General features: G+C 63.7%; 21 protein-coding genes and 1 pseudogene. 9 read left to right on the forward strand and 13 right to left on the reverse strand.

Annotation, left to right across the window (positions count from 1 at the left end; translation table 11 throughout):
• The first annotated feature begins 45 nt into the window (after window positions 1-45).
• The 3 genes and pseudogenes from ahr to ACO08C_RS11065 all read left to right on the forward strand — a co-directional run bounded on the left by ahr (window position 46) and on the right by ACO08C_RS11065 (window position 2,850).
• A complete protein-coding gene (gene ahr, locus ACO08C_RS11055; RefSeq protein ID WP_421785605.1) occupies window positions 46-1,065 on the forward strand; it encodes an NADPH-dependent aldehyde reductase Ahr in 1,020 nt (339 codons plus the stop codon).
• A 72-nt stretch (window positions 1,066-1,137) separates the two neighbouring features.
• Window positions 1,138-1,929, forward strand: a pseudogene (locus tag ACO08C_RS11060) (AIM24 family protein).
• Window positions 1,930-2,010: 81 nt separating this feature from the next.
• Complete coding sequence (locus ACO08C_RS11065) at window positions 2,011-2,850, forward strand: histone deacetylase (RefSeq protein ID WP_421785606.1); 840 nt, start codon at window positions 2,011-2,013, stop codon at window positions 2,848-2,850.
• On the opposite strand, the gene ACO08C_RS11070 is transcribed toward ACO08C_RS11065, so the two are convergent.
• The 9 genes from ACO08C_RS11070 to ACO08C_RS11110 all read right to left on the reverse strand — a co-directional run bounded on the left by ACO08C_RS11070 (window position 2,847) and on the right by ACO08C_RS11110 (window position 8,790).
• Window positions 2,847-2,987 carry a DUF2256 domain-containing protein gene (locus ACO08C_RS11070; protein WP_421785607.1) on the reverse strand — a complete coding sequence of 47 codons (141 nt, stop codon included), beginning with the start codon at window positions 2,985-2,987 and terminating at the stop codon, window positions 2,847-2,849. The genes ACO08C_RS11065 and ACO08C_RS11070 overlap by 4 nt on opposite strands.
• A complete protein-coding gene (locus tag ACO08C_RS11075) occupies window positions 2,962-3,327 on the reverse strand; it encodes a thiol-disulfide oxidoreductase DCC family protein (RefSeq protein WP_421785608.1) in 366 nt (121 codons plus the stop codon). Before ACO08C_RS11075 ends, ACO08C_RS11070 begins: the two co-directional genes overlap by 26 nt.
• 492 nt (window positions 3,328-3,819) lie before the next feature.
• Window positions 3,820-4,560 (reverse strand): CPBP family intramembrane glutamic endopeptidase, encoded by a 741-nt coding sequence (locus ACO08C_RS11080; protein WP_421785609.1) that lies wholly within the window; start codon window positions 4,558-4,560, stop codon window positions 3,820-3,822.
• An 84-nt stretch (window positions 4,561-4,644) separates the two neighbouring features.
• Entirely contained in the window at window positions 4,645-5,739 is a 1,095-nt protein-coding gene (locus ACO08C_RS11085) for a helix-turn-helix domain-containing protein (RefSeq protein ID WP_421785610.1), read from the reverse strand.
• A 4-nt stretch (window positions 5,740-5,743) separates the two neighbouring features.
• Window positions 5,744-6,160, reverse strand: coding sequence for a PaaI family thioesterase (locus tag ACO08C_RS11090; RefSeq protein ID WP_421785611.1), 417 nt, complete (start codon window positions 6,158-6,160; stop codon window positions 5,744-5,746).
• Window positions 6,157-6,645, reverse strand: a complete 489-nt coding sequence (locus tag ACO08C_RS11095; protein WP_421785612.1) for a PaaI family thioesterase — start codon at window positions 6,643-6,645, stop codon at window positions 6,157-6,159. The genes ACO08C_RS11090 and ACO08C_RS11095 overlap by 4 nt, the downstream gene beginning before the upstream one ends.
• Window positions 6,646-6,696: 51 nt before the next feature.
• Window positions 6,697-7,521, reverse strand: coding sequence for a response regulator (locus ACO08C_RS11100; protein WP_421785614.1), 825 nt, complete (start codon window positions 7,519-7,521; stop codon window positions 6,697-6,699).
• Window positions 7,522-7,584: 63 nt separating this feature from the next.
• Window positions 7,585-7,920 (reverse strand): DUF6460 domain-containing protein, encoded by a 336-nt coding sequence (locus ACO08C_RS11105; RefSeq protein ID WP_421785616.1) that lies wholly within the window; start codon window positions 7,918-7,920, stop codon window positions 7,585-7,587.
• Window positions 7,921-7,959: 39 nt separating this feature from the next.
• Complete coding sequence (locus ACO08C_RS11110) at window positions 7,960-8,790, reverse strand: mechanosensitive ion channel family protein (RefSeq protein ID WP_421785617.1); 831 nt, start codon at window positions 8,788-8,790, stop codon at window positions 7,960-7,962.
• Between the two features lie 144 nt (window positions 8,791-8,934).
• Here ACO08C_RS11110 and ACO08C_RS11115 point away from each other — a divergent pair, with 144 nt between their 5' ends.
• The 4 genes from ACO08C_RS11115 to ACO08C_RS11130 all read left to right on the forward strand — a co-directional run bounded on the left by ACO08C_RS11115 (window position 8,935) and on the right by ACO08C_RS11130 (window position 16,884).
• Entirely contained in the window at window positions 8,935-10,572 is a 1,638-nt protein-coding gene (locus ACO08C_RS11115; RefSeq protein WP_421785619.1) for an AbgT family transporter, read from the forward strand.
• Between the two features lie 392 nt (window positions 10,573-10,964).
• On the forward strand, window positions 10,965-12,848 hold the full coding sequence (locus tag ACO08C_RS11120; RefSeq protein WP_421785621.1) for a peptidoglycan DD-metalloendopeptidase family protein: 1,884 nt from the start codon (window positions 10,965-10,967) through the stop codon (window positions 12,846-12,848).
• 124 nt (window positions 12,849-12,972) lie between these two features.
• On the forward strand, window positions 12,973-14,886 hold the full coding sequence (locus ACO08C_RS11125) for a peptidoglycan DD-metalloendopeptidase family protein (RefSeq protein WP_421785623.1): 1,914 nt from the start codon (window positions 12,973-12,975) through the stop codon (window positions 14,884-14,886).
• 117 nt (window positions 14,887-15,003) lie between these two features.
• On the forward strand, window positions 15,004-16,884 hold the full coding sequence (locus ACO08C_RS11130; protein ID WP_421785625.1) for a peptidoglycan DD-metalloendopeptidase family protein: 1,881 nt from the start codon (window positions 15,004-15,006) through the stop codon (window positions 16,882-16,884).
• On the opposite strand, the gene ACO08C_RS11135 is transcribed toward ACO08C_RS11130, so the two are convergent.
• The gene (locus ACO08C_RS11135) at window positions 16,881-17,831 is read right to left on the reverse strand and encodes a hypothetical protein (RefSeq protein WP_421785627.1); all 951 of its coding nucleotides are present in this window, start codon (window positions 17,829-17,831) and stop codon (window positions 16,881-16,883) included. The genes ACO08C_RS11130 and ACO08C_RS11135 overlap by 4 nt on opposite strands.
• Window positions 17,832-17,980: 149 nt before the next feature.
• Here ACO08C_RS11135 and ACO08C_RS11140 point away from each other — a divergent pair, with 149 nt between their 5' ends.
• Together ACO08C_RS11140 and pdeM are read left to right on the forward strand one after the other, a co-directional pair.
• Window positions 17,981-20,536, forward strand: coding sequence for a ligase-associated DNA damage response DEXH box helicase (locus tag ACO08C_RS11140; protein ID WP_421785629.1), 2,556 nt, complete (start codon window positions 17,981-17,983; stop codon window positions 20,534-20,536).
• A complete protein-coding gene (pdeM, locus tag ACO08C_RS11145) occupies window positions 20,529-21,224 on the forward strand; it encodes a ligase-associated DNA damage response endonuclease PdeM (protein WP_421785631.1) in 696 nt (231 codons plus the stop codon). The genes ACO08C_RS11140 and pdeM overlap by 8 nt, the downstream gene beginning before the upstream one ends.
• Here pdeM and ACO08C_RS11150 read toward each other — a convergent pair.
• The 3 genes from ACO08C_RS11150 to ACO08C_RS11160 are packed head-to-tail and all read right to left on the reverse strand — an operon-like array spanning window position 21,221 to window position 23,401.
• A complete protein-coding gene (locus tag ACO08C_RS11150) occupies window positions 21,221-21,664 on the reverse strand; it encodes a DUF3429 domain-containing protein (RefSeq protein ID WP_421785633.1) in 444 nt (147 codons plus the stop codon). The two genes, pdeM and ACO08C_RS11150, sit on opposite strands and share 4 nt — an antisense overlap.
• A 4-nt stretch (window positions 21,665-21,668) precedes the next feature.
• Window positions 21,669-22,469 carry a TIGR02186 family protein gene (locus tag ACO08C_RS11155; protein ID WP_421785634.1) on the reverse strand — a complete coding sequence of 267 codons (801 nt, stop codon included), beginning with the start codon at window positions 22,467-22,469 and terminating at the stop codon, window positions 21,669-21,671.
• Window positions 22,466-23,401: a sulfite exporter TauE/SafE family protein gene (locus tag ACO08C_RS11160; protein WP_421785636.1), complete on the reverse strand. Its 936-nt coding sequence runs from the start codon at window positions 23,399-23,401 to the stop codon at window positions 22,466-22,468. The genes ACO08C_RS11155 and ACO08C_RS11160 overlap by 4 nt, the downstream gene beginning before the upstream one ends.

The following is a 23,401-nucleotide window of genomic DNA, read 5'->3' on the forward strand; positions in this document are numbered from 1 at the left end:
GCATCGCTATATGCTGATCACAAAGACTTGCGGGGAGTGACACAAATGATCCGGGCATGGGCAGCAAAAGAACAGGGCGCAGCGCTGGAGCGGTATGATCTCGATCCCGGGCCGTTGCCGGCCGACGAGGTCGAGATCGCGGTCGAGAGCTGCGGGCTGTGCCTTTCCGATGTGTCGCTGATCGACAATGAGTGGTTCGTCTCCGAATACCCGCTGGTGCCCGGACATGAAGTCGTCGGCCGGATTACGCGGGTCGGATCGGGCGTTACCCATCTGGCCGCGGGCGATCGGGTCGGTGTGGGCTGGTATGCGCATTCCTGCCTGACCTGCCACACCTGCATGAGCGGCGATCACAATATGTGCCCCGATGCAAAAGGCGTTGCCGCTGCACATCAGGGGCGATTTGGCGGATTCGCGGATACGGTGCGTGCGCAAGCGGCCTGGGCCGTGCCGCTGCCCGAGGGCGTCGACGCGGCCAAGGCCGGACCGCTGTTCTGCGGCGGCATCACCGTGTTCAATCCGATCGTCCAGTTCGGCATCAAGCCGACCGACAAGGTCGGCGTGATCGGCATTGGCGGGCTGGGCCATATCGCCCTGAAATTCCTCAAAGCCTGGGGCTGCGAGGTGACGGCGTTTACCTCGTCCGAAGCCAAGGCCGAGGAGGCAAGGGAATTCGGCGCGCACCGCATCGTCAACAGCCGCGATGAAAACGCTCTGAAAGCCGAGCGCGGGCGTTATGACATGGTCTTGTCGACGGTGAATGTGCCGCTGAAATGGTCACGCTATATCAACGCGCTGGCGCCGCGCGGCCGGTTGCACATGGTCGGTGCGGTGATGGATCCGGTCCCGGTTTCCGCCGGCATGCTGATGGACAATCAGCGCAGCGTGTCCGGGACTTCGGTCGGGGCGCCAGCGACGATTGCGACCATGCTGGAGTTCTGCGCGCGCCACGGGATTGCACCGCAGACCGAGCATTTGCCAATGTCGAAGGTCAATGAAGCGATCGCGCGTCTAAAAAAAGGCGATGTGCGCTACCGCTTCGTGCTTGAAAACGATTTCGGCTGATCGCGGCGAATATTTTCTCCCTTTTCGCGCGCGCGGCGACTAGATTGCCGCCCTCACAGGGGAGGTAGGACCATGAGCGACGCGCACGTCATCGACTATGAAATCAAGGGCAGCGACATCCAGTTCGTCGAAATCGAACTGGACCCCGGGGAAAGCGTGGTGTCGGAAGCCGGCGCCATGATGTTCAAGGCACCGACGATCGGTATGGAAGCCGTGTTCGGTGACGGTTCGAAAAAGAACCAGGGCTTCATGGGTGCGCTGGCCGGGGCGGGCAAACGTCTTCTGACCGGCGAGAGCCTGTTCATGACGGTGTTCACGCACAATGGTCAGGGCAAGGCGCGGGCGGCGTTCGCGGCGCCCTTTCCGGGCACGATCATTCCGGTCCATTTGCCGGATGTCGACGGCAAGCTGATCTGCCAGAAAGACTCTTTCCTGGCGGCGGCGAAGGGCGTTTCGGTCGGCATTGCCTTGCAGAAGCGGATCATGACCGGGCTCTTTGGTGGCGAAGGCTTCATCATGTAGAGTCTGGAAGGCGATGGCTGGTGCTTTGTTCATGCCGGCGGCACGCTGACCGAGATGACGCTGGCCGCGGGCGAGGAGTTGCATGTCGATACCGGCTGTGTCGTCGCCTACACGCAGGAGGTCTCGATGGAGATCGAGCGCGCCGGGAACATCAAATCGATGATTTTCGGCGGCGAGGGCGTGTTCTTTGCCAAGCTGCGCGGCCCAGGCCGGATCTGGATCCAGTCCATGCCGTTCTCGCGGCTGGCTGGGCGGATCCTGGCCAATGTGCCGGTGACCGGATCTGGCCAAGGAGAGGGGTCCGCGCTAGGTCCGTTGGGATCGATGCTGCGCGGCTCGTAACGGAGTTTTTAAATCCCGCCACCGCTTGTCTTTCACCCGCTCTACGTGGCGGCCGATGTCCCGGCCACACATCGCTTTCCCATGGGCAAATACCGCGCTGTGGCAGAGCAGCTTTTGCGGGACGGGGCGGTGGCCTCAATGGAGGATTATCACCAGCCGATCATGGCGCCGGAGGCCTGGCTGACGCTGGCGCATGATGCGGATTATGTGGCGGGTGTGCTCGGCCAGACGCTGGACGCGGCGACCCAACGCAAGATCGGCTTCAAGGTGACGAAATTCATCGAGCACCGGACGCGGACCTCGGTGGCCGGTACGGTGCTGGCGGCGCGGCTGGCGCTTGAGAACGGCATCGCCGGCAATCTCGCAGGTGGTTCGCATCACGCCACGCCGGAGGGCGGGGCCGGGTTCTGCGTCTTCAATGATGTCGGCGTGGCGGGGAAGCTCTTACTGGCCGAGGGCTCGGTGTCGAAACTGCTGATCGTCGATCTCGACGTACATCAGGGCGATGGCACGGCGAAAATTTTCGCCGACGAGCCGCGCGCCTTCACCTTCTCCCTGCATTGCGAGAAGAACTGGCCGCGCCGCAAAGTGCCGAGCGATCTCGATATCGGGCTCGACGAGGGCATTGGCGACGACGCTTATCTCCGGACGCTGGCGGCGACTCTGCCGGGCCTGATTTCCCAAGAAAAGCCGGACCTGGTCTTCTTCAATGCCGGGGTCGATCCGCATCGTGAGGACCGGCTGGGTCTGCTTGATCTATCCGATGACGGTCTGGCGAAACGGGAGGCCTACGTCATCGACACGGTAAAGCGCGCCGGCGTGCCGCACTGCGTTGTCATGGGCGGAGGATATTCCCGGGATGTCGAGGCGCTCGCCAAGCGCCATGCGCTGGCGTTTGCGGAGGTAGCGCAGGCCGCCTAACGCCGCCCGGAACACCGTTTCGAGCAATACTTCACCTCTTCCCAGACGCGTTCCCACTTCTTGCGCCAGGTAAAAGGACGCCTGCAGGTCAAGCAGATCTTGGCCGGGAGATCAGCTTTCGATTTCGCACGCGCCATCGGCACATTTCCGTCGCGGGCGGTAGGGGGCGATCAAGCGGTAGAGCTTGTCGAGCGGCCGGTTGATGAATGACGGCCGGGTAAGGGCGGCAAGCCAGCCGAGGCCGCGGCTTCGCTCCCAGATGGCGATAAAGGCATCGAGCCCGGTGACCAGTTCGCCATCGCTTTTTCGAAGCCAGAGCGCATCGAGCGCTTGCTTGCGGTCGACATCGTCCGGGATGTCGCCATTGACGTCGTGCAGGACAATGCGGCCCTCGCCGCGGCGCTTGTAAGCGTTCATCTCATGCACGCAGATTGTGCACTGGCCGTCATAATAGGCGATGACAGGATCGGTTTTCATGAGGCGGGAGGTAGGGCGCGCCGGGGCGGCTTCAATTGCGGCGGTGTGGCGCGGTGATTTACAGTGGATTTCCTCCCCCGCTCGCGGGGGAGGGGGACCACGAAGTGGTGGAGGGGCATGCCCCCTCGTCGCTGCGCGACACTCCCCCCGTAAACGGGGGGAGAAAGCACCGGCTTGACCGGAGCATCTTGATCGAGGCCCTCCGATTAAGTCGGAGGGAGGCGAAAGCTTGGGTAGGAAGTATCATTCCTCTCCCCTTTTGTGGGGTGGGTAAAAAGTCCTCGTCATTCCGGGGCATGCCTGAGGCATGAACCCGGAACCCATTCCGTGAGTGCACCGTTCCGGCATGGGTCCCGGATCGTCACTTCCCCGCTTTCGCGGGGACAAGCCGTGCCGTCCGGGATGACGAGGCGGTAGATCTGTTCACCCCACCCTGACGGCTGCGCCGTCTTCCGTTCCCATCAAGGGGAGGGAAAAGGGTGCCGGGCAACGCTATCCGATCACCCCGAACACGACGAGCGTCACCAGCACGATCGGGATGAAGTTGAAAATGGCGTGGGCGACGATGCCCGGCGTCGTGCTTTTGGTCCATTGGCAGACTGCGGCGAGGGCAAGATCGCCGGGCCAGAGCATCAGCAGCTCCCACGGTTTCCAGGCGTGATAGAGCGTCCATTGCGTGCCATGGATCAGCCAGGCCCAGCGGCCATGCGCCAGTTCCTGCCGGGGCAGCAGCATGCCGCGCCACAGCAATTCCTCGCCGAAGATGTTGAGGACAAAGAGGCCCAGCCGTGCCCATATAATCCAGTAGGCGCCGAGCATGGGCGAGTTGGTTTCGCCCTCGCCGGAATACCAGGCCGGTATCGGGATGTATTGGGCGATCCATTCACGCGTGCCGGCAAAAAGCAGGCCGAGATAGACGGCGGTCATGAAGACCGCGAGCAGGAGGGTGGCGGCCCATTCCTTGCCGGTCATGCGTTTGAGCCGCAGCCGCTCCTTGAAGGCGCGCCAGGTCCAGCGATGGCCTTCCGCGATGTAAAGACCGGCGGTGACGAAAAACAGCATGCCGAAGGCCACCGCGCCGACCATGAGGAAGGCGGTGCGCGGTTCGTATCCCATGGCAATGACCGCATCGCGGCCGGGCACCAAGAGCAGGAAGGTGAGGAAGGCCGGAATGAAGAAGATGAGGGATGAGGTCACGAGCCCCATCGGCTTGAGGTGTTTCGGTTCGGACATGAATTCAGCTCCATCGAATGATGGGCTCATGTCGCGCGGCGCGTCGGCGCTGGCGTCCGGATACGCGATTCCGGACGGTCGGACTTACGCGTCGATGCCGTCCTGTGCCCTGAATTGCGACGGGGTCTGGCCGGTCAGCTTGCGAAAGGCCTCATTGAATGTGGACTTCGAGTTGAATCCGTTGGCGAAGGCGATGTCGAGCACGGTTTGGCTGGGGCCGTGGCGCAACGCCGCTTTAGCGGCGTCGATGCGTGCGGTGTTGACGAAGGTATGAAAATTGACCCCGGCGCACTGATTGATGGCTTCCGACAATTGCCGTTGTGGCAGGCCAAGCCGGCGCGCCAGCCGGGCGACGGTCAGATCCGGGTCCTGATAGAGCCGATCCTCGCGCAGCAGCGCGTCGGCCCGGGCCAGGACCGCAGCCTGTTCGTCCGTGGGTGATCGGCCGGTCGTGTTAGCGGCCACAGCCGCTTCAGCCGTATCGGCTTGGGCGGTCAGCGCGCCGATGGTCAGCGCGTTGATCAACAGCAGATGCCCGAGATTCAACGCAACGCCGATACCGCTGCTCCCGGTCAGGGTCCACAGGAAGTGGATCGCGATGATGCCGGCCATCAGCGCCAGCACGGTTCGCAATCCCGACAATGTCCGGTTCTCGATGGTCGAAAACCAGTTCCGCGCGCGTTTGTCGTGCTGAATCAATGCCCAGATCGCCGCGCCGAGAAAAGACAGGCTGACCGCGTCCCCGGCGAGCGGAATAATAAGCGTATTGACGGGATTTAGAATGGCTGCGGTTTCAAAGAGGGCGCGCTGCGCCGCCAGGTCGAGCCGGTGGTAGGTCGCGATGGCGTAAAGGACGAGGGCGGCGAACGGCAGAAAGGCCCAGGCCTGACGCCAGCCGAGCCGAGTGCCGGGGTCAATCCGCGCGCGGATGTGAAAATAGGTGAGCGGTGCGATGAGGGCGCCGAACAGGTTGCCGATCATCGCGAATTGCGGGTGGTTCAGGACCGCGCCGCTGGCGAGGAAGACCTGGTCGCTTTTCTCGATCGCGAAAACGAGCAGAAGCGCCAGCAGGATGCGGTTTGCGAAGGACGCAGATTGCCGGGGATGGGCCAGCAGCGCAGCGAACAGGATGGCTTGGATCAGCGTGGCCCAGGTGAGGATCCAGCTCGCTTCGGCCATTGCGCTAGGCGCTTGCCGGTTCCGGCTTGATCAGGAAATGGCCGTGCAGCGTAGCGACCGGGGCTTCGCGGCGGCCCTGCCAGGCTTCGACGCGGACATTGGCAACGCGGGCGCCCGAGCGTCCGATCACGGCGCGGGCATAAACATCGACCGGGCGCGCGGGGCGGAGATAGTCGACCGCGACGTCGATCGGCTTGGGAAGACGCATGAGATTCTGCGACGCGATCAGCGCACCCGATCCGACGACCTCCATGAAGGCGCCGACGGCGCCGCCATGCAGCGCCGGCACCAGCGGGTTGCCGACCAGGTGTTCGTCATAGGGCAGCACGCCGGTCAGCTCGTCGCCCTTGCGCTCAAAGCGGATGCCGAATTTGGCGACATAGGGCGCTTCCAGCAGCGTTTTCAGGAGATCGTCGCTCATGACAGATCTCCCGTTTCGATCGCCTTGCGCACCCGGTCGGCGGCTTCCTTGGACGGCCGCGTCACCATAAAGGCCGCCGAGGCCATGGCGACCGGATCGCTCTCATCGCCGTCATGGGCGGTCGCCCGGACAAAGGCGATGAGCCCGTGGGCGCGCACGCATTCGGCTTCGGCTACAATGTCATTGCCCGGTTCGGCCGGACGCATGTAGTCGATGCGCAGATCGAGCGTCGCCGGCGTTTCCTTGGCGCCGAGGCCCGAAAAAGCCGCGACGCCACAGGCATGGTCGAGGAGGGCTGTCACCACGCCGCCATGCAGCACGCCGGTTCCCGGATCGCCGATCAGGTCTTCGCGATAAGGCGCGCGCATGGTGGCGCGGCCCGGACCCAGACCGTCGAGCGCCAGGCCGAGCGCTTGTGCATGCGGTGATCCGTCGACGATCAGCGGGGCGAGACGGTTCAACAATTCCTGAAGCGATTCCGACATGGGGCGGTCCTTGAAACGGACCCCACAGATAGGCGGGAACCGGATGGGAGGCTAGAGCTTGGCGAGGCGCATCTGCACCACGTCCTCGAGGCCCTTGACGACGGCCAGTCCGACCTGGCCTCCGGCATGGCCGCTGTTCTCGAGCTGCACCAGCGCAGCACGATGCATTTCCACGACTTCGTTTTCGCGCGGACCGAATTCGGAAACGGCCGTCAGATAGCGTTTCAACGAAACCGAGACGCGCCGCGCATGCTTGCAGCCTTCCCGGGCGATCTCGACGGCGAGCGCGTAACAGGCATTTCGTGCCGCTTGCAGCGCATCGACACGGCCCATTTCGACATCGCGCCCGCGTTTGAACTGCGGATCTCTGGCGGCCGGCGGCCGGCGGCGCCGGTCCGGTCCGGCAAACCGCGTCTCCCGCACGAAGGGCCGCGGCGTCGCGGCATGCTGAACACGTGTCAGAAACGCACCGGTCGGCAGGGGCTTCTTCAGGAATTCGGAAACGCCGGCATCGCGGGCGCTTTCGACCTCGCGGCGCGTCGAGCGCTGGCTGGTCAATACGATGGGGACGTCGCGGTAGGCCGGGTTTTCGCTGTTGCGGACCGATTTCACGAGTGACAGCGCCTGGCGGGAATCCTGCACGTCCGCCTTCCAGTCGGCGATCACCATGCCCGGCAGGTCGGATTCGATGATGGAGTGGGCCTCGGCTTCATTGTCAGCCGTGATGATCCGGCGGGCGCCTGCGTTTTTCAGCGAGGCGGTCAGCAGACGGCGCATCAGCGTCTCGCGTTCGAGCACCAGAACCGGGCGGTCACGCCACGTTTCGCCCGAAGACGACCAATGTGCAAAACTCTCTATGAACGGCGCCGCACCCATCAACCCCTCCGAACTCCCGCATAACTAACGCGAAGCTTCGGATTTCTCAGGTGATTTCGGGTGTTAGGATGAACGCTTCCCTAATGCGCGCACGATGTGGACGATCAGCCAGATCGGTACGACGAGGATAGCGCCGAGCAACAGATAGTCGATGGACCAGCGTACAAGGTCCATGGAAATATTGAGAAATTCCGCCCAGGTTTCGGCGATCGTGCCAAAGAAATCGACCCAGAGGCGGCGCGGATCCACGCGGAAGGCTGCCAAAACGAGTCCGACGATCACCGAGATCAGCGCGACCCGCAAAATGTCGCCCGGCGTTATCGATAACAGGCGCTGAATCCGCGATTTCCGTTCTGCCGGCGGTTCCGGCGTGCGCGAGGTATTTCGGCTCTCGGTCATGGCGCCTATCTTTCTGCCGATTGCGGCGTGATTGAGGCCTTAGCCTTTCTTCTGGATCTCGACCTGATGCGGATAAGGGATCTCGATACGGTTCTTGTCAAAGGCTTCCTTGATGCCCTTCATGGCATCGAAATAAACGCCCCAATAATCCGCCGTGTTGGTCCAGGCCCGGGTCACGATATCAATCGACGAGGCGCCGTGCGAGATGACCCCCACGAAAAATTCGGGTTCCTTGTGGACGCGCTCATCCGCCGCGTAATGGTCGCGGATCACCGTCATCGCCTTGTCGATATCGTCATCGTACGAGATCGAATAGGTGATATCGACACGGCGCGTCGGCTTGACGGTGAAATTCGTGATGACGCCGCCCCAGGCTTGGCCGTTGGGGACGATGATCGCTTTATTGTCGGGCGTGGTCAGTTCGGTGGTGAAGAGGTTGATGTCGGCGACGGTTCCCGACACGCCGGCGACCTCGACGAAATCGCCCAGCGAGTAGGGCCGGAAAAAGACCAGCATGACGCCGGACGCGACGTTGGAAAGCGTGCCCTGCAGGGCGAGGCCGACGGCGAAGGCGGCCGCACCGATCGCGGCAACAAGCGAGGTCGTTTCGACGCCGAAGCGGCTCAGAACCGCAATGAAAACAACGACCAAAATGCTGTATCGCGCCATCGACGCGAAGAAGGTCGCGAGCGTTCTGTCGAGCCGCGGATTGCGATCCGAGAGACGCAGAACGGCGCGTTTCACAGCTCCGGCGACGATGTAACCGACGATCAGTATGCCCAAGGCGAGCAAGACATTGACGCCGCCCGCCGTGACGATTTCCGTGATCTGCCGGATCAGGGCTTCATTGTCGCTGAAGAACTGTTCCATGAATTTCCGCCTCTGTCGTAATTGCTGCGAACCCCCGGCCTGATAGTCAGCGATCCTGCGCGGTGCAAGACCTTTGGCCCCGGCGCTTTGCGAATTCGGCGGCGCCTGCTAACCCTTCGCCTTTGAATAATTCCGGGGAGCCACATGTCATCTGAAAGCACAGCCGAACATCCCGAGGCGCAAAAGGGCATTCTGGGTTGGATCGAACGGACTGGTAACGCCTTGCCGGATCCGGTTTTCATTTTCTTCTATCTGATCCTGGCACTGGTGGTGATCAGCGTGGTTCTGGCGCTGATGGGCGTGTCGGTGCAGCTCAGCAATGAAGTGCTGGCGGGGCTTGGCGACTCCGGACGCGCACGTTTCGGCATTGGCGAGGACGGCGTGATCTCCGTCGCCAGCCTGTTGAGCCCGGCGAATCTTCAGCAACTGCTGACGCAAATGCCGACGACGTTCACGCACTTCCATCCGCTGGGCTATGTGCTGGTCGTGATGCTGGGCGCGGGCGTGGCGGAGCGGGCCGGCCTGTTCGGCACGGCCATGCGGGCCGGGGTCCGCAATGCGCCGAAATTCCTGCTGACGCCGGTGGTCGCCTTGATCGCCATGCTCGGCAACCATGCCGCGGATGCCGGCTATGTCGTGCTGATCCCGCTCGCCGGCGTGTTATATGCAGCGGCTGGCCGTCACCCGATCGCCGGTATAGCGGCCGCATTCGCGGGCGTGTCCGGCGGATTCTCGGCGAATGTTGCGCCCGGTCAGCTCGATGCGCTGTTGTTCGGGATTACCCAGGCCGGCGTGGATCTGATCAATCCCGGCTATCTGGTGAATATCGCCGGCAATACGTATTTCATCATCGGTCTCCTGGTTTTCTATCTGCCCATCATCTGGTTTGTAACCGACCGCATGATCGAGCCACGGCTCGGCAAATGGACCGGCGGAGCGGCGCCCGGTGGTGCGATGGCGGATGATGACGACGATCCCAACGCGCCGCTGACGGCGGGACAGCGCAAGGGCTTGGCCTGGGCGGGGCTCGCCACGCTCGCCGTCATCGTCGTCTGGGCGTTCTTTACGATCGGACCGGGCACGCCGCTGTTCAATGAAGATGCGGCCGACGCGGTGACGGGGCTCGCGCCGCTGTTCAATTCGCTGGTGGCGGGCTTCTTCATCCTCTTCATCGCCGCCGGGACCGCTTATGGCGTGGCCGCCGGCACGATCAAGAACCATCGCGATCTGGTCGACATGATGTCCAAGGCCATGGGCGACATGGCCTATTATCTCGTGCTCGCCTTCGCCGCGGCGCACTTTGTGGCGATGTTCGGCTGGTCCAATCTGGGCCTGATCACAGCGGTGACCGGTGCCGGGGTCATCGAGTCCTCCGGCATGCCATTGCCGCTGGTGCTGGCATCGCTGGTTCTGTTGACCGGATTCATCAATTTGTTCGTCGGGTCGGCGAGCGCGAAATGGGCGCTTTTGGCCCCGGTATTTGTGCCAATGTTCATGCTGCTTGGCGTGTCGCCGGAAGCGACGACGGCTGCCTACCGCGTCGGCGATTCCGCGACCAATATCATCACGCCGCTGATGGTCTATTTCCCGCTGATCCTGGTCTTTGCACGGCGCTGGATCCCGGGCTTCGGCCTTGGCAGCCTGACGGCGATCATGGTGCCGTACTCCATGCTGATGCTGGTGTTCGGCTTCGTGATGATGCTCGGCTGGGTTTATCTCGGCTGGCCGCTCGGGCCGGGTGCAGGCGTCGAATATGTCGCGCCTGGTGTAACCGGCGGCTAGGCTATCCGTCCTTGGGCGGTGAAAGTTCCTCGCCGCCCTCGATGCGGCATCCGATCCGGCGCAAGGCAGAGAGGGCCTGCGCCGGATCGGCCGACAAAGTCAGGAAGTTCGCCTCGGCAGCGGTCGCGGTGTCGTTTTCGGATATCCTGAGGCAGTCCAGAGCTGATCTGACCTTTCATTTAGTGAGTTATGTTTGCCGAAGCCGCCAATGCCGGAGCTAAAGGGGCGAGCACGCCTTTTGCAATCGACCGAATGAGCACGCTCCCTCATTTTGTATTGTTCAATACCGGATGAGGTGATGCCCCCGAGAAAAGAGGCGAGTTAGGCATTGCTTGGCCGCTTTCCGTGACAATCGCTTCGTCATCCTTGTGACTTCGTTGCCTGAAATTAAATTGACCGGCGCCGACTGCCGGTGCCTCCATCAGGAAATGGGCGGGCTGAAATATTTCATGCTTGCGCTGGCATTGACCGGCGCTGATGCGGCGGCGCTGCAAGACGACGGGCCTGTGCGCTACCGGTTCCCGTTGCAACTCTCGGAATCGTCACAGGCCTTCGGCTATGGCGCGGTGCACGATTATTTCGATCATGACCCGTCAGGCCCCGGACGCCTGATGGACTGGTCCTGCGGTACCCGGACCTATGACCGGCTGGCCGGAGGCTATGATCATGCCGGCACAGATTATTTCCTGTTGCCGTTTCCTTGGGACATGCTGGACTCCGAGGAAGTCGAAGTGGTCGCGGTGGCGGCCGGTGAGGTCGTGGCACTGCGCGACGGTCAATATGACCGCGAATGCTCGTGGAATGGCGCGCCAGGCTCACCGGACTATGAACGGCGCGACAATTTCGTCCGGCTTCGGCATGCCGATGGCAGTTTCACCCATTACGGTCATCTCGGGAACGGCCTGCCTGAGGGCATCGTCATCGGCGCGCAGATCGCGGAAGGCGACGTTCTCGGCACCATCGCGACGTCCGGATACACATCCTATCCGCATCTGCATTTCGAGCCCTGGACGCCCGATGGGACCGCTTTCGATCCCTATGCCGGTGTCTGCCACGCGGGCGAGACACGCTGGCGCCACCAACCGGCCTATCAGAACACCGTGGTCAACCGGATCGAGACCCATTCGGAAATGCCCTACATCCCGACGCTGGGCTTGCAGCTCTGCGGTCAGACCGATCAGGAAGAGTATCTCGCCGACCGGTTTGTGCCCGGCGATACGGTATTCATCGGCGTCGGCCTGAGCGATTTCTATACGTCGACGCGCGGGCGTTATGAGGTGTTAAGGCCTGACGGCAGCGTGTTCGCGACGCAGGACAGCCAGGAGCCGACCCCTCTTTATCCGGTCGGTCGCTGGAATACCGGCTTTTACGACGTCTTTTCGGTCGACTTGCCGGCGGAAGCGCCATCGGGGGCGTGGCGGGTTCGCGTCGATATCAACAATCAGATCTGGGAACGTGGATTTTTTGTCGGCATCGATCCAGGCGAAACGCGTCTGGCCGCGGCCGTTCTGCCATCCAGCCGCTCGGTCTACACCGGCGACATCAATGGCAGCGATGTGGCGACCGTCCTCGCGACCGTTGTGAATGCCGGTTCGGAAACCGCCTATGCCTGCGGGGTTTACGCCGATCAGCCGGTCGATGGCCGGCTCGATTTCTTCGTGACCGATCCCGGCACCCAAGCGGTGATCAGCGACCGCAATGAGAGCTTCGATATTGCGCCGGGCAGCCAGCGGGGCTTGCTGCTTGCCTTCACGCCGAATTACCGGTCGCAGGCCGAGAACTGGGAGATGCGTTACCGTGTTGTGTGCCGCAATGCCAACCGGGCGCGCCAGATCGACGGTGTCAATTCGGTATCGATGTCGTTCGGGCCCGTCCAGGCCCCGGATCTGATCGCGATTGCGGCAACTGCGGGCAATAACGGCATCGTCGAACTGCCCGACGCGCAGTCGGCGGCGGCGTTTGCCGTAGCGGTCGCCAATGTCGGCGCATCCGGCGAGCTGACGCTGCGGCCGCAAGGATTGGGTGCGGCGGAAGGGCTTCAGCTTCGTATCTGTGAAACCGATCCGGGTTCCGGCGCCTGCCTCAATGCAGCTTCGTCGTCGATCGGGCGCACATTCGCCGCGAACGAAACCGCGAGCTTCGCCATATTTGCGAGAGCGCAAGGAGAAGACCTTGCTTTTGCACCGGCCCGGACACGCATTCGCATGATTGCGGAAGATGCAGCCGGAACGGTTCGCGGTGCGACCAGCGTTGCGGTGCGCACGCCATCCCCGTAAACAGGATCGTGACTTGGCTTTCCAATGTAGGCGCTAGTCTGATCGTCCACATGGGGGTGTGGACGATTTAACGGGCGCAGCAGGAAAGCTGCCGGATCGGGGTCCGGCAGGATGAGATGCTGTCATGGTCCACCTTTTTGCCGGTGCTGCGATCATGCCGTTGATGGCGGCGATTGCACTCGCGCAATCGGAATTATACGAGCCGATCGGCCAGCCGCTTCACGCGCCGCTCGACTATTCCCGCATCGAGGCGGAGATCGAAGCCAATATCGAAAGGCTCAGCCTGGAGCGGCCGGCGGCTGCTACGCCGGAGGAATTGCGGGCCGGATTTGACCGGCTGATTTTCCCGGTGCGGGCGCGGCCGAATGCCGACCTCTTCCGTCCCAGCTTTATCGGCAATTTCGTGGATCTGGATCCCGTCGCGCCGTTCTCGCGTCGCGATTGGGCCTGCGGCGCGCGGACCTATGATCTCAATACGGGGTATGACCATGCGGGGACCGACATCTCGTCGGGGCCCTTTCGCGCGCACGCGATGAATCGCGAATGGGTGGAAGTGGTGGCGGCCGCGCCGGGCGTGATCATCGCCCGCAACGACACGGCGCCGGACCGGAATTGTGCGGGCCTGGGTGCGCAACAGAGCGCCAATTACGTGTCCATCCTTCAGGATGACGGGCTGACGGCCTATTACTGGCACCTGGCGCGCGCCACGGTCACGGACCGGCAGATTGGTGACCGTGTCGAGGCGGGCGACTTTCTCGGCTTCGTGGGCAGTTCGGGGATATCGACGGCGCCGCACCTCCATTTCGAACTGCGCCATCCGGATATTCCGGGCTTCGTGGTCGATCCCTATGAGGGGATTTGCGGGCAGGGCGAGACGATGTGGCGCCACCAGCATAACTATGTCGACCCGGTGATCACGGCGATTTTCACGCACAATTACACACCGGAGAATGTCTCGGATTCCTTCTGTCAGCCTGAGTATCCACGTTTCCGGACCGACTTTGGCCCGGGCGACCGGGTCTATGTCGGGCTGTATGTGCGCGACCGCGCGATCGGTGCGATGTCATCGCTCTCCGTACAGGACCCGTCCGGGACGACCGTGTTCACCCACGACTTCCCCGAGGCCACAACTTTCGCTGCGGCGGGCGATTATCAGACCAGCTTTGTCTTGGCTGACGATGCGACGCCCGGTCAGTGGGTGATCCGCGCCGAATACGGATTGGATGTGCGCGAGCGGGCCTTCTATGTCGGCGGCAGCCACGTTGCCGAGGCGCGGCTGGCCGCCGCCCTGCTTCCCAATAGCCGGTCGGTTCAGTCTGGCCATGCGGCCACTGTGTTTGCGACCGTGCTCAATCCGAGCGAGGGGCTCGCGCGAGGGTGCTGGATATCGCCGGCATCGCCATTCGCCGGGCGGTTCGAATACCGGGAGACGGACCCGGTCACGAATGCGGTGACCGGCGATCCGAATGCCCTGTTCGACATCGCCGGCGGTGGCGCCCGCAGCTTCGTTTTGTCCTTTACGCCGAATACGGGCAGTGAAGCGAACGCATACGATCTGTTGTTGCGCTACAAGTGCGATAACAGTGATTCCACCGCCTATCTGTCGGGGGTGAATACCGTCCTTTTGTCCTTCGGGGACCGGCCGACGCCCGACCTCGTTGCGATCGCACTGACACCCAGCCGGGACGGCATTCTGCGCCTGCCCGATACCGATTCCGGCAATGCATTTGCCGTGGCTGTGGCCAATGTCGGCGCAGAGGGCGAGCTGATGGTGCGACCGGCCGGTCTGCGGGAGGCCGGCACGCTGCGCTTGCGGATCTGCGAGACCGATCCCGATACGGGTGCGTGCCTCGCGGCGGCAGGAGACAGCATCACAAGGGTTTTTGCAGCCGATGAATCCGCAAGCTTTGCGGTGTTCGCGCGCGGCGGGGGCAGCGCCGTACCGTTCGCGCCAGCCAGCAATCGCATCCAGCTTATCGCAACAGATGAAAACGGCGTGATCCGCGGCTCCACCAGCGTGGCGGTCCGGACAGACTGATCAAGCCGCATTCCATTGTGGCTTGAATATTGAGCAAATCTTCCACGATTTGCAGGGCGCGTCCGTCTGGCTTTCTATGGTGCCGGTTGAACACATATCGCTGCGGGTGTCCCAATTATGAGTGTCGTTCCCCTCATTGTCGCGAGTCTGCTCGACGGGTCTACGGTAACGGAAAGCCGGCCGCTGCATCCGCCCATTCCCTACGCGTTTATCGAGGCGAGAGTGGCGGCGAATGCCGAACGGCTCGGGCTGGATAGGGTTCAGGCCGAACCGGCGCGCAGCGAGTTCGGCCGGCTGCTATTTCCCGTTCGCGCCCGCTCGAACGCCGAGCCGTTCCGGGTGCACCATGTCATCAATTATGTGGATCATGATGCTTATGGCCCGGGCATGCTTCGCGATTATGAGTGCGGGCTGCGGACCTACGATTTGCCCGGCGGCTACGACCATGCCGGGATCGATTACAGCTATGTCTCGTTCCAAGACCACGCCATGGATGAAAGCTGGGGCGAGATCATTGCCGCCGCGGCGGGCGTGATCATCGACTGGCATGACGGCGAGCCGGACCGCAATGGGGGCGGGCGCAATGAGTCGCTGATCTCCAACTATGTCATCGTGCGCCACGATGACGGGATTGAGGCGTTTTACTATCATCTCGCGAATGGCAGCCTGACGGCGAAACAGGTCGGCGAGCGGGTCGAGCAGGGCGAGTATATCGGGCTGATCGGCAGTTCCGGCACTTCGGCCGAACCGCACCTGCATTTTCAGCTGCATCACCCGGCGCTGTTCCAGCGGGTGGTCGATCCCTATGGCGGGCCGTGCGGCAACGGTCCGGATACGGTCTGGCAGCATCAGCACGGCTATCTCGATCCCGCCATCACGGCGATGTTCACGCATGCGCAATCGCCCTACCGGCCGCCGCGCTACACGCAGGACGAAATTGTCAGCCTGCAGCAGAGTTTCGCGCCCGGAGACGAGGTCTTCTTCAGCTTCTTCCTGCGCGACCAGGCCTATGAGGCCGAAGCGCTGGCCCGCGTGATCGATCCCGGCGGGACTGTCGTCGAACAACACGCGTTTTCGACGCTTACCTTTCCCTCGGTGAGCTGGAACCACAGCCAGTTCTCCTATGTCCTGCCGGGCGATGCCCCGGCCGGGGTCTGGCGCTATCGCGGTGAATTCGAGGGCGATATCCGCGAGCGGGCCTTCTATGTCTCGGCGGCTCCGGAGCCGGGCGCGCGGCTGGGCGCGGCGCTGCTGCCCACCAGCCGGTCGGTCCAGGCGGGCACACAGGCCACGGTTTTTGCGACCGTGGTTAACAATGCACCTGTCACCGCCCAGGGCTGCTGGATCGGGCCCGGCGCGCCGTTCCGCGGACAGTTCCGCTACCGTCAGACCAACCCGGTGACCAATGCGGCCATCGGTGCCGAGAACCGGATTTTCGACATTCCGGCCGGCGGATCGCGCAGTTTCGTTCTCAGCTTTACGCCGGAGTCCGGAGCGGAGGGGACATCTTTCGACCTGCCGCTCCGCTACAAGTGCGATAATGGCGATGCGGCCCGGATTCTGCCGGGTGTGAACTCGGTGCTTTTATCGTTCGGAGCCGCGGCCCCACCCGATTTGGTGGCCATCGCCCTGACGTCGACCTCCGACGGTATTTTGACGCTTGCGGATGCGAACACCAATGGCGCGTTCGCCATGGCGGTCGCCAATGTCGGTGCCGAAGGCGAGTTGACGGTCAGACCGCGGGGCACGGGCGGGGCCAGCGCGCTCGAACTGGTCATCTGCGAGACCGATCCGGCCGACGGGACTTGCCTTGCACCGGCAACGGCCTCCGTCACGCGGACATTCGGCGCAAACGAAACCGGCAGCTTCGCCATTTTCGCCCGGCCCGGAGGTCAGGAGATCGTCTTTGCACCGGCCTCAACCCGGATCCGTGTCGAGGCACTCGACACCCAGGACATTGTCCGGGGTTCAACCAGCGTTGCGGTCAGGACGAACTAGGTCGCCACGACAACAGCGGCAGTCGCGGCTGTCGTGGTCGCGATGACAGCCGCCTGCGCGGCCAGAATGGCGGCCAGATCGACGGCCGCGCCGCCAGGGGACCGGACACCGGTCATCACGGCGGCCAAACGGACCGCCAGCCGGCCGGCCGCCATGCCGTTCACGCGCGGCCGGTGTTCCTGCACGAAACGGTCCGCCTCAACGAGGGCATCGCCCGCCTGGGACCCGTCCTCGACCTGGGCGGCGAGCGTCGCAATCCCCGCCCAGCTCGCCCGGCGCAACAGTCCGCGTCGCTGGCGTACGGCAATCGAAAGCGCCGTCCAGGCTGAAGTGAAGTCATCGACCCGCGGATTGGCGACAGCGACATCGAAGCGGCTCGTCGACATGATGCTTCGCGGGGCGCCCGCCGCTTTCAGCGACATTTCGGCCCGCGCCAGTCTTTCCGCAGCCGTTGCCGGGGTTTCACCGGCCGCCGTCATGATCGCGGCAAACCCCTCTTCTTCCGCTGGCCGCCGACGCCACCAGGGCGCGGCGATTTCCTCGAGCACGTCATAGAACATGCCGGCTTGCGAATAGCTGCCGCCCGCACAAACCAGGATGAGCGCTGCCCTGGCCCCCCCGGCGGACAGGCTGCGTCCACCCCGCCTTTTTCTTTCGGCCGCCAGGGCGTCGATCATTTTGACGAGACCGCCCCCATCGCGTCGTGATGCTGCGAGGGCAGCGCCATAGACGAGACGGAGCGCCCCTGAAGGCGCCTTCCACCGCGATATCTGTTGAGCAATCGCATCGCGCTCCCGGAGCGATCTGCGCACCAAGGTGGGCACATCATCTTCGGCTGACAGGCAGGCCGCTGCCGCGAAGCGGGCCGACAGGCGCTCGGATCTTTTTGTGGTCTCGAAAAAAGCGGATTCCAGCGCCTTGAAGCGCTCGATGGCTGCGTGTGCCATGTCTGTCCCTCACACGTCTGCGCTCCCCCGAGCTGTGTTTCTTATAGCAAAGACCCGGCGGTCGCGCAGGGGGAACCGGATTCACATCGTCCCCCCAAGGCGATGAGATGCCCCCTGTCGCTTTTGTCCTGCGCGGCTAGATTTGTCGGATGCCTAAAGCGCTGCTTCCCGATCTGTTTTCCCGCTGGTTTGCCGATCGCGGCTGGCGCGCGCGGCCACACCAGCTGGAAATGATCGAAGCCGCACGCGCCGGCGAGGATGCGCTACTGATCGCCCCGACGGGCGGCGGCAAGACGCTGGGCGGGTTTCTGCCCAGCCTGATCTCGCTGGCCGATATCGCCGGTGAAGGACCGAAGCGCCCGCATCGTCTGCACACGCTTTACATCTCGCCGCTCAAGGCGCTGTCGGTCGATGTCGCGCGAAACCTGATGATCCCGGTCGACGAGTTGGGGCTGGATATCCGCATCGAGACGAGAACCGGCGATACGCCGCCGGCCAGGCGCCAGCGGCAGCGTGACAAGCCGCCGGATATTCTGCTGACAACGCCGGAACAACTGGCCCTGTTTTGCGCCTCGCCCAATGCGCGGGCGTGGTTTGCCGACCTGCAGCGTATCATCGTCGACGAGATCCACGCGCTGGCCCCGCAGAAGCGTGGCGATCTCCTGTCCCTCGGCCTGGCGACGCTGGCAGATTGGTCACCGGCGGCCCGGCGGGCCGGCTTGTCGGCGACCGTGTCGGACGAGGGCGGTTTGGCGCGCTGGCTGACGCCGCAATCGGACGCGCCGCGTTTCGCGCGGATTGTGCGCGGCCGTGACGGCCCGAAGCCGCAGATCGACATTCTGGCCAGCCGCGAACGGATCCCCTGGTCGGGCCATTCCGGGCGGCATGCGATGGCCGAGGTTTACGAGGCGATCAGGTCGGCACGCCTGACGCTGGTCTTCGTCAACACACGCAGCCAGGCTGAACACACCTTCCAGGAGCTGTGGCGGCTGAATGATGACGGGTTGGCGATCGCGCTTCACCACGGGTCGCTGGCCGTCGAACAGCGCCGCAAGGTCGAGGCGGCCATGGCGTCCGGCAAGCTGAAGGCCGTGGTTTGCACCTCGACGCTCGATCTGGGCATTGACTGGGGCGATGTCGATCTGGTGATCCAGATGGGCGCCCCGAAAGGATCGGCCCGGCTGATCCAGCGCCTGGGCCGGTCCAATCACCGCCTGGATGAGCCCTCCCGGGCGTTATTGGCGCCGACGAACCGGTTCGAGCATCTCGAATGTGAAGCCGCGCGCGCCGCCGTGGCCGAAGGTGTGCTGGATGGCGAGCCTCTGCGCGCCGGGGCGCTGGACGTGCTCGCCCAGCACATGACCGGCCGCGCCTGTGGCGAACCGGTCAGCGCCGATCGACTTTATGCGGAGGTGACAGCCGCAGCGCCCTATTCGGCGCTGTCGCGCGCCGACTTCGACCGGGTGCTCGAATTCTGCTCGACCGGTGGATATGCGCTCGACAGCTATGAGCGCTTCCGCCGCCTGATCAAGAACCGTGACGGTCTCTGGCAGGCGCGCAATGCCCGCGTGGCGCAACGGCACCGAATGAATGTCGGCACGATCATCGAGGCCGAGATGTTGGCCATCGTGCTTTCCTCCCCCGTTCGCGGGGGAGGGGGACCACGCAGTGGTAGAAGGGGGGATTTGCCCCCCTCGGTCCTTCGGACCACTCCCCCCGCAGGCGGGGGTAGAAAAACGATGCGGCGACGTGGCCGCCCCCTCGGCGAGGTTGAGGAGTGGTTCATCGAACAGCTGACGCCGGGCGACACTTTCGTGTTCGGCGGCGAGGTGCTCGAGTTTCAGGGTATTTCAGAAAATGCGGCGCTGGTCTCACGGTCGGCCGATCCGGAGCCTAAGGTGCCATCCTACCAGGGCGGGAAATTCCCCCTGTCGACTTACCTCGCCAAGCGTGTCCGCGAGATCGCGCATGATCCGGCGCAATGGCATGTCCTGCCCGAACAGGTGCGGGACTGGCTTGCGCTGCAAAAGGAAAAATCGCGACTGCCGCAGCCTGATGATCTCCTCGTCGAGACCTTTCCCAAGCATGGGAAATTCTACCTCGTCTGCTATCCGTTCGAAGGACGGCTGGCGCACCAGTCGCTGGGCATGTTGCTGACGCGGCGCCTGGAACGAATGCGGTTGCGTCCGACGGGGTTCGTGGCGAACGAGTATGCGCTGGCGGTGTGGGGGCTTCGCGACATGGCGTCTGCCGACATGGATGCGCTGTTTTCGGAAGACATGCTGGGCGATGATCTCGATGCGTGGCTCGCCGAGAGCCCGCTGATGAAACGCACCTTCAAGAATTGCGCGATCATTTCCGGTCTGATCGAGCGCCGCCTGCCGGGCCATGAAAAAACCAGCCGGCAAGTCACGTTTTCCGCCGACCTCATCTATGACGTACTGCGCGAGCACGAGCAGGAGCACATTCTCTTGCAGGCCGCCTGGCGCGATGCAGCGACGGGCCTGTTGGACATTCGACGGCTTGGCGAAGCGCTGCGGCGGGTGAAAGGGCAGATCCATGCCATCGATCTGCCGCGCGTGTCGCCGTTGGCGGTGCCGGTGATGCTCGAAATCGGGCGCGAACCGGTCTATGGCGAAGCTCAGGAAAGCATCCTGGCGGATGCCGCGGAAGACCTCATCTCGGAGATGTTGGGCGATGGCTGAGGCCGCGCGGAAAGCGGAGACATTCGAATGCGTCGTCAATGGCGAGCGTGTCATGCCCCATGTTAGCGGGGCGCTTTTCGTGCCGGCGTTTGCTGCGTTGCTCGTCGCCGATCTGCACCTGGAGAAAGGCTCCGCCTATGCGGCGTCGGGCCAGCTTTTGCCACCCTATGACACGCGCAAGACGCTGAAACGGCTGGCCGCGGCGATAACCCTGCTGAAGCCTGAAACCGTGATCGCGCTCGGCGACAGCTTTCATGATCTCGGGGCGGATGACCGCATCCATGACGCAGATGCCAAGCGGCTCAAGGAACTCGTCGGTTCTGTCGGCGAATGGGTGTGGATCGAGGGCAATCACGATCCGGTGCCGCCGGCGCGCTTCGGTGGCGTAACGCGCCCCGAGATGCGGCTCGGCGGGCTGGTATTGCGGCACGAACCGGTGAGCGGCCGGGCAGACGGTGAGATTTGCGGTCATTTGCATCCGGCCGCGAAAGTGCTCGGCCGGGGACGGCGGCTGCGCTGTTTTGCGACGGATGGCGTGCGCATGATCCTGCCTGCTTTCGGTGCTTATGCGGGCGGGCTGTCGGTGCGCGATGAGGCGATCAGAGCCGTGTTCGGGCGCTGCCCGGATGCCTGGGTGCTGGGCCGCGATGCGGTCTATCCGATCCCGGCCAAGCGGATCGCCGGCTAAAAGGTCGCCGCGGCGATCAGGCTGGCAGCGACAATTACCGTCAGGCCGATTCGCAATGGCATGTACCAGCGCGGGAAGGTGCCGTTGCGGATTGCCGTCATGTCCCAGAGCATCTGCATGACAAAGGCGAGCACCAGCAACCAGTAGGCCGGTGCGGCCGTCGCCACGACTGCCACAATCATCGCCGCCCAACCGGTGAGTGAGGGCAGCATGGCCAGGCAGAGGATGGCTGGCGAGGGCACGTCCGGGCGCCTGTGAATCTCCGCCCCCCAGCGCGAACCGCCGAGGAAGGACAGGATGACCGCGCCATAGGCGAGCAAGAGGGTTCCCGCGATCGCCGCTGACGGCGTGTTCAGGACCGTCGCATAAACCGCCAGGCCAACGAAGGGGATCAGGCCGGCAATGCCCAACACATAGGGCAGGACGGGGCGCTGGCTCATCAGCCTATCTCCTGTTGAAGATCGCGGCGGCGCCCCAGCCGAACAGCAGTGCGAGCGCGACGGCGGTCAGCCCGTACAGCCAGCCATGTGTGTGTGCGAAATTGTAGATGACGCGTTCCAGCCCGGCCTTGCGGACGCCCAGCGCGACCGATCCGGATGCGACAGGCCGTCCGTCCCGGAACAGGTAGACGTCGGCGGTGTAATCGCCGACGGGGGTTGCTGGCGGCAAGGCCACATTGGCCCGGAACAGGCCTCCTTCCAGCATCTGGACGCCGGTGGTCGTCTCATTGAAGAGCCGGTCGCGGCGCCGGTTGCGGCTGATGGCTTCGCGGTATTCGATGACTTCCGAGGCGATGTCGCTGACCGTCACTTCGACGCCGAGCCGGACCTCGGTCCGCTCGGTTTCGGGGGCTGACAGCCGCAAATGCTCCAGGCCGATGCCTTCCCGGCGTAAGGCGGAGAAGGCCCCGATCTCCTGAAGCGGGCGCGTTGATGCGACGGAGTAATAGCTGGGCACATCCTCGAACCGCACCGGGGACCGGTTGATCCAGATCCCGAAGGTCCGTTCCTTGCGCATGACGCGCAAATCCATGGCCGGACCGCGTACCACGACGACCAGGTCGTCATCGTCTGCCATGTCGGTCACGGCGCCGAACAGGATGATCTCGGCACCTGCGAAATCGGAGCGGATTTCGACGACTTCCTGGGACAGGGCGGCCACGACGCGCGGGCCGGTGTCGCGTCCGATCTCGAGATCGGGCTGGCCTTGCAGCGCCAGCAGGGCGGCAGCGAGCGGCGCGATCAATGGCCTTCTCCCCGGGCCGGCAGAATGGCGAACAGGTCGCTGGGCGTCGCCACCAGATCCCAACCGAGCTTGGCGCACACCGCCAGAACCATGAGCGCGAGCGCGATCCGCAATTCCTCGGCCTTCACCCGGCGGCCGGCGCGGGCGCCGAGCTGGGCGCCAATGACGCCGCCGACGATCAGGAGCAAGGCGAGCACCAGATCAACGGTCTGGTTCTGTGTAGCCTGCAGGAAGGTGGTGAGCGCGGTGACAAACAGGATCTGGAACAGCGAAGTGCCGACCACCACGCTGGTTGGCATGCGCAGGATATAGATCATGGCCGGCACCATGATGAAGCCGCCGCCGACGCCCATGATGGCGGCCAGCGTCCCGACGAAGAAACCGATCACGATCGGCGGGATCACCGACAGGTACAGGCCGGATGCCGGGAAGCGCGTCTTGAAGGGCAGGCGGTCGATCAGCCGCCGCTTGCGGCGTTTGGTGACCGGTTGTGCGGAATGCTCGGCGCGGTTGCGGCGGCGGATCGCGCCGACGCTTTCGATGAACATCAGGCCGCCAATGATGCCGAGAAAACCGACATAGCAGAGCGAGATGATGAGATCGATCTGGCCGAGACTTCGCAAAAACGCGAAGAGCTGAACCCCGGCGATGGAGCCCGAGGCCCCTCCCACGAGTAAGAGGAGCCCCATCTTGATGTCGAGCGATTTCCGCCGCCAGTGGGCGATCGCGCCCGAGGCCGATGAGGCGACGATCTGGTTGGCTTCCGTCGACACGGCGACCGCCGGCGGCACGCCGATGAAGATCAGCAGCGGCGTCATCAAAAACCCGCCGCCGACGCCGAACATGCCGGACAGGAATCCGATTCCCAATCCGAGTCCGAGCAGGAGGAAAATGTTGACCGAGATTTCGGCGATCGGCAGGTAGATCTGCAT

It is taken from the genome of Hyphobacterium sp. (genome assembly GCF_965229905.1).
Classification (GTDB): domain Bacteria; phylum Pseudomonadota; class Alphaproteobacteria; order Caulobacterales; family Maricaulaceae; genus Hyphobacterium.

Coding starts and splice junctions, on each gene's coding strand:
- ahr (WP_421785605.1), top strand. CDS start 46: ATGATCCGGGCATGGGCAGCAAAAGAACAGGGCGCAGCGCTGGAGCGG.
- ACO08C_RS11065 (WP_421785606.1), top strand. CDS start 2,011: ATGGGCAAATACCGCGCTGTGGCAGAGCAGCTTTTGCGGGACGGGGCG.
- ACO08C_RS11070 (WP_421785607.1), bottom strand. CDS start 2,987: ATGGCGCGTGCGAAATCGAAAGCTGATCTCCCGGCCAAGATCTGCTTG.
- ACO08C_RS11075 (WP_421785608.1), bottom strand. CDS start 3,327: ATGAAAACCGATCCTGTCATCGCCTATTATGACGGCCAGTGCACAATC.
- ACO08C_RS11080 (WP_421785609.1), bottom strand. CDS start 4,560: ATGTCCGAACCGAAACACCTCAAGCCGATGGGGCTCGTGACCTCATCC.
- ACO08C_RS11085 (WP_421785610.1), bottom strand. CDS start 5,739: ATGGCCGAAGCGAGCTGGATCCTCACCTGGGCCACGCTGATCCAAGCC.
- ACO08C_RS11090 (WP_421785611.1), bottom strand. CDS start 6,160: ATGAGCGACGATCTCCTGAAAACGCTGCTGGAAGCGCCCTATGTCGCC.
- ACO08C_RS11095 (WP_421785612.1), bottom strand. CDS start 6,645: ATGTCGGAATCGCTTCAGGAATTGTTGAACCGTCTCGCCCCGCTGATC.
- ACO08C_RS11100 (WP_421785614.1), bottom strand. CDS start 7,521: ATGGGTGCGGCGCCGTTCATAGAGAGTTTTGCACATTGGTCGTCTTCG.
- ACO08C_RS11105 (WP_421785616.1), bottom strand. CDS start 7,920: ATGACCGAGAGCCGAAATACCTCGCGCACGCCGGAACCGCCGGCAGAA.
- ACO08C_RS11110 (WP_421785617.1), bottom strand. CDS start 8,790: ATGGAACAGTTCTTCAGCGACAATGAAGCCCTGATCCGGCAGATCACG.
- ACO08C_RS11115 (WP_421785619.1), top strand. CDS start 8,935: ATGTCATCTGAAAGCACAGCCGAACATCCCGAGGCGCAAAAGGGCATT.
- ACO08C_RS11125 (WP_421785623.1), top strand. CDS start 12,973: ATGGTCCACCTTTTTGCCGGTGCTGCGATCATGCCGTTGATGGCGGCG.
- ACO08C_RS11130 (WP_421785625.1), top strand. CDS start 15,004: ATGAGTGTCGTTCCCCTCATTGTCGCGAGTCTGCTCGACGGGTCTACG.
- ACO08C_RS11135 (WP_421785627.1), bottom strand. CDS start 17,831: ATGGCACACGCAGCCATCGAGCGCTTCAAGGCGCTGGAATCCGCTTTT.
- ACO08C_RS11140 (WP_421785629.1), top strand. CDS start 17,981: ATGCCTAAAGCGCTGCTTCCCGATCTGTTTTCCCGCTGGTTTGCCGAT.
- pdeM (WP_421785631.1), top strand. CDS start 20,529: ATGGCTGAGGCCGCGCGGAAAGCGGAGACATTCGAATGCGTCGTCAAT.
- ACO08C_RS11150 (WP_421785633.1), bottom strand. CDS start 21,664: ATGAGCCAGCGCCCCGTCCTGCCCTATGTGTTGGGCATTGCCGGCCTG.
- ACO08C_RS11160 (WP_421785636.1), bottom strand. CDS start 23,401: ATGCAGATCTACCTGCCGATCGCCGAAATCTCGGTCAACATTTTCCTC.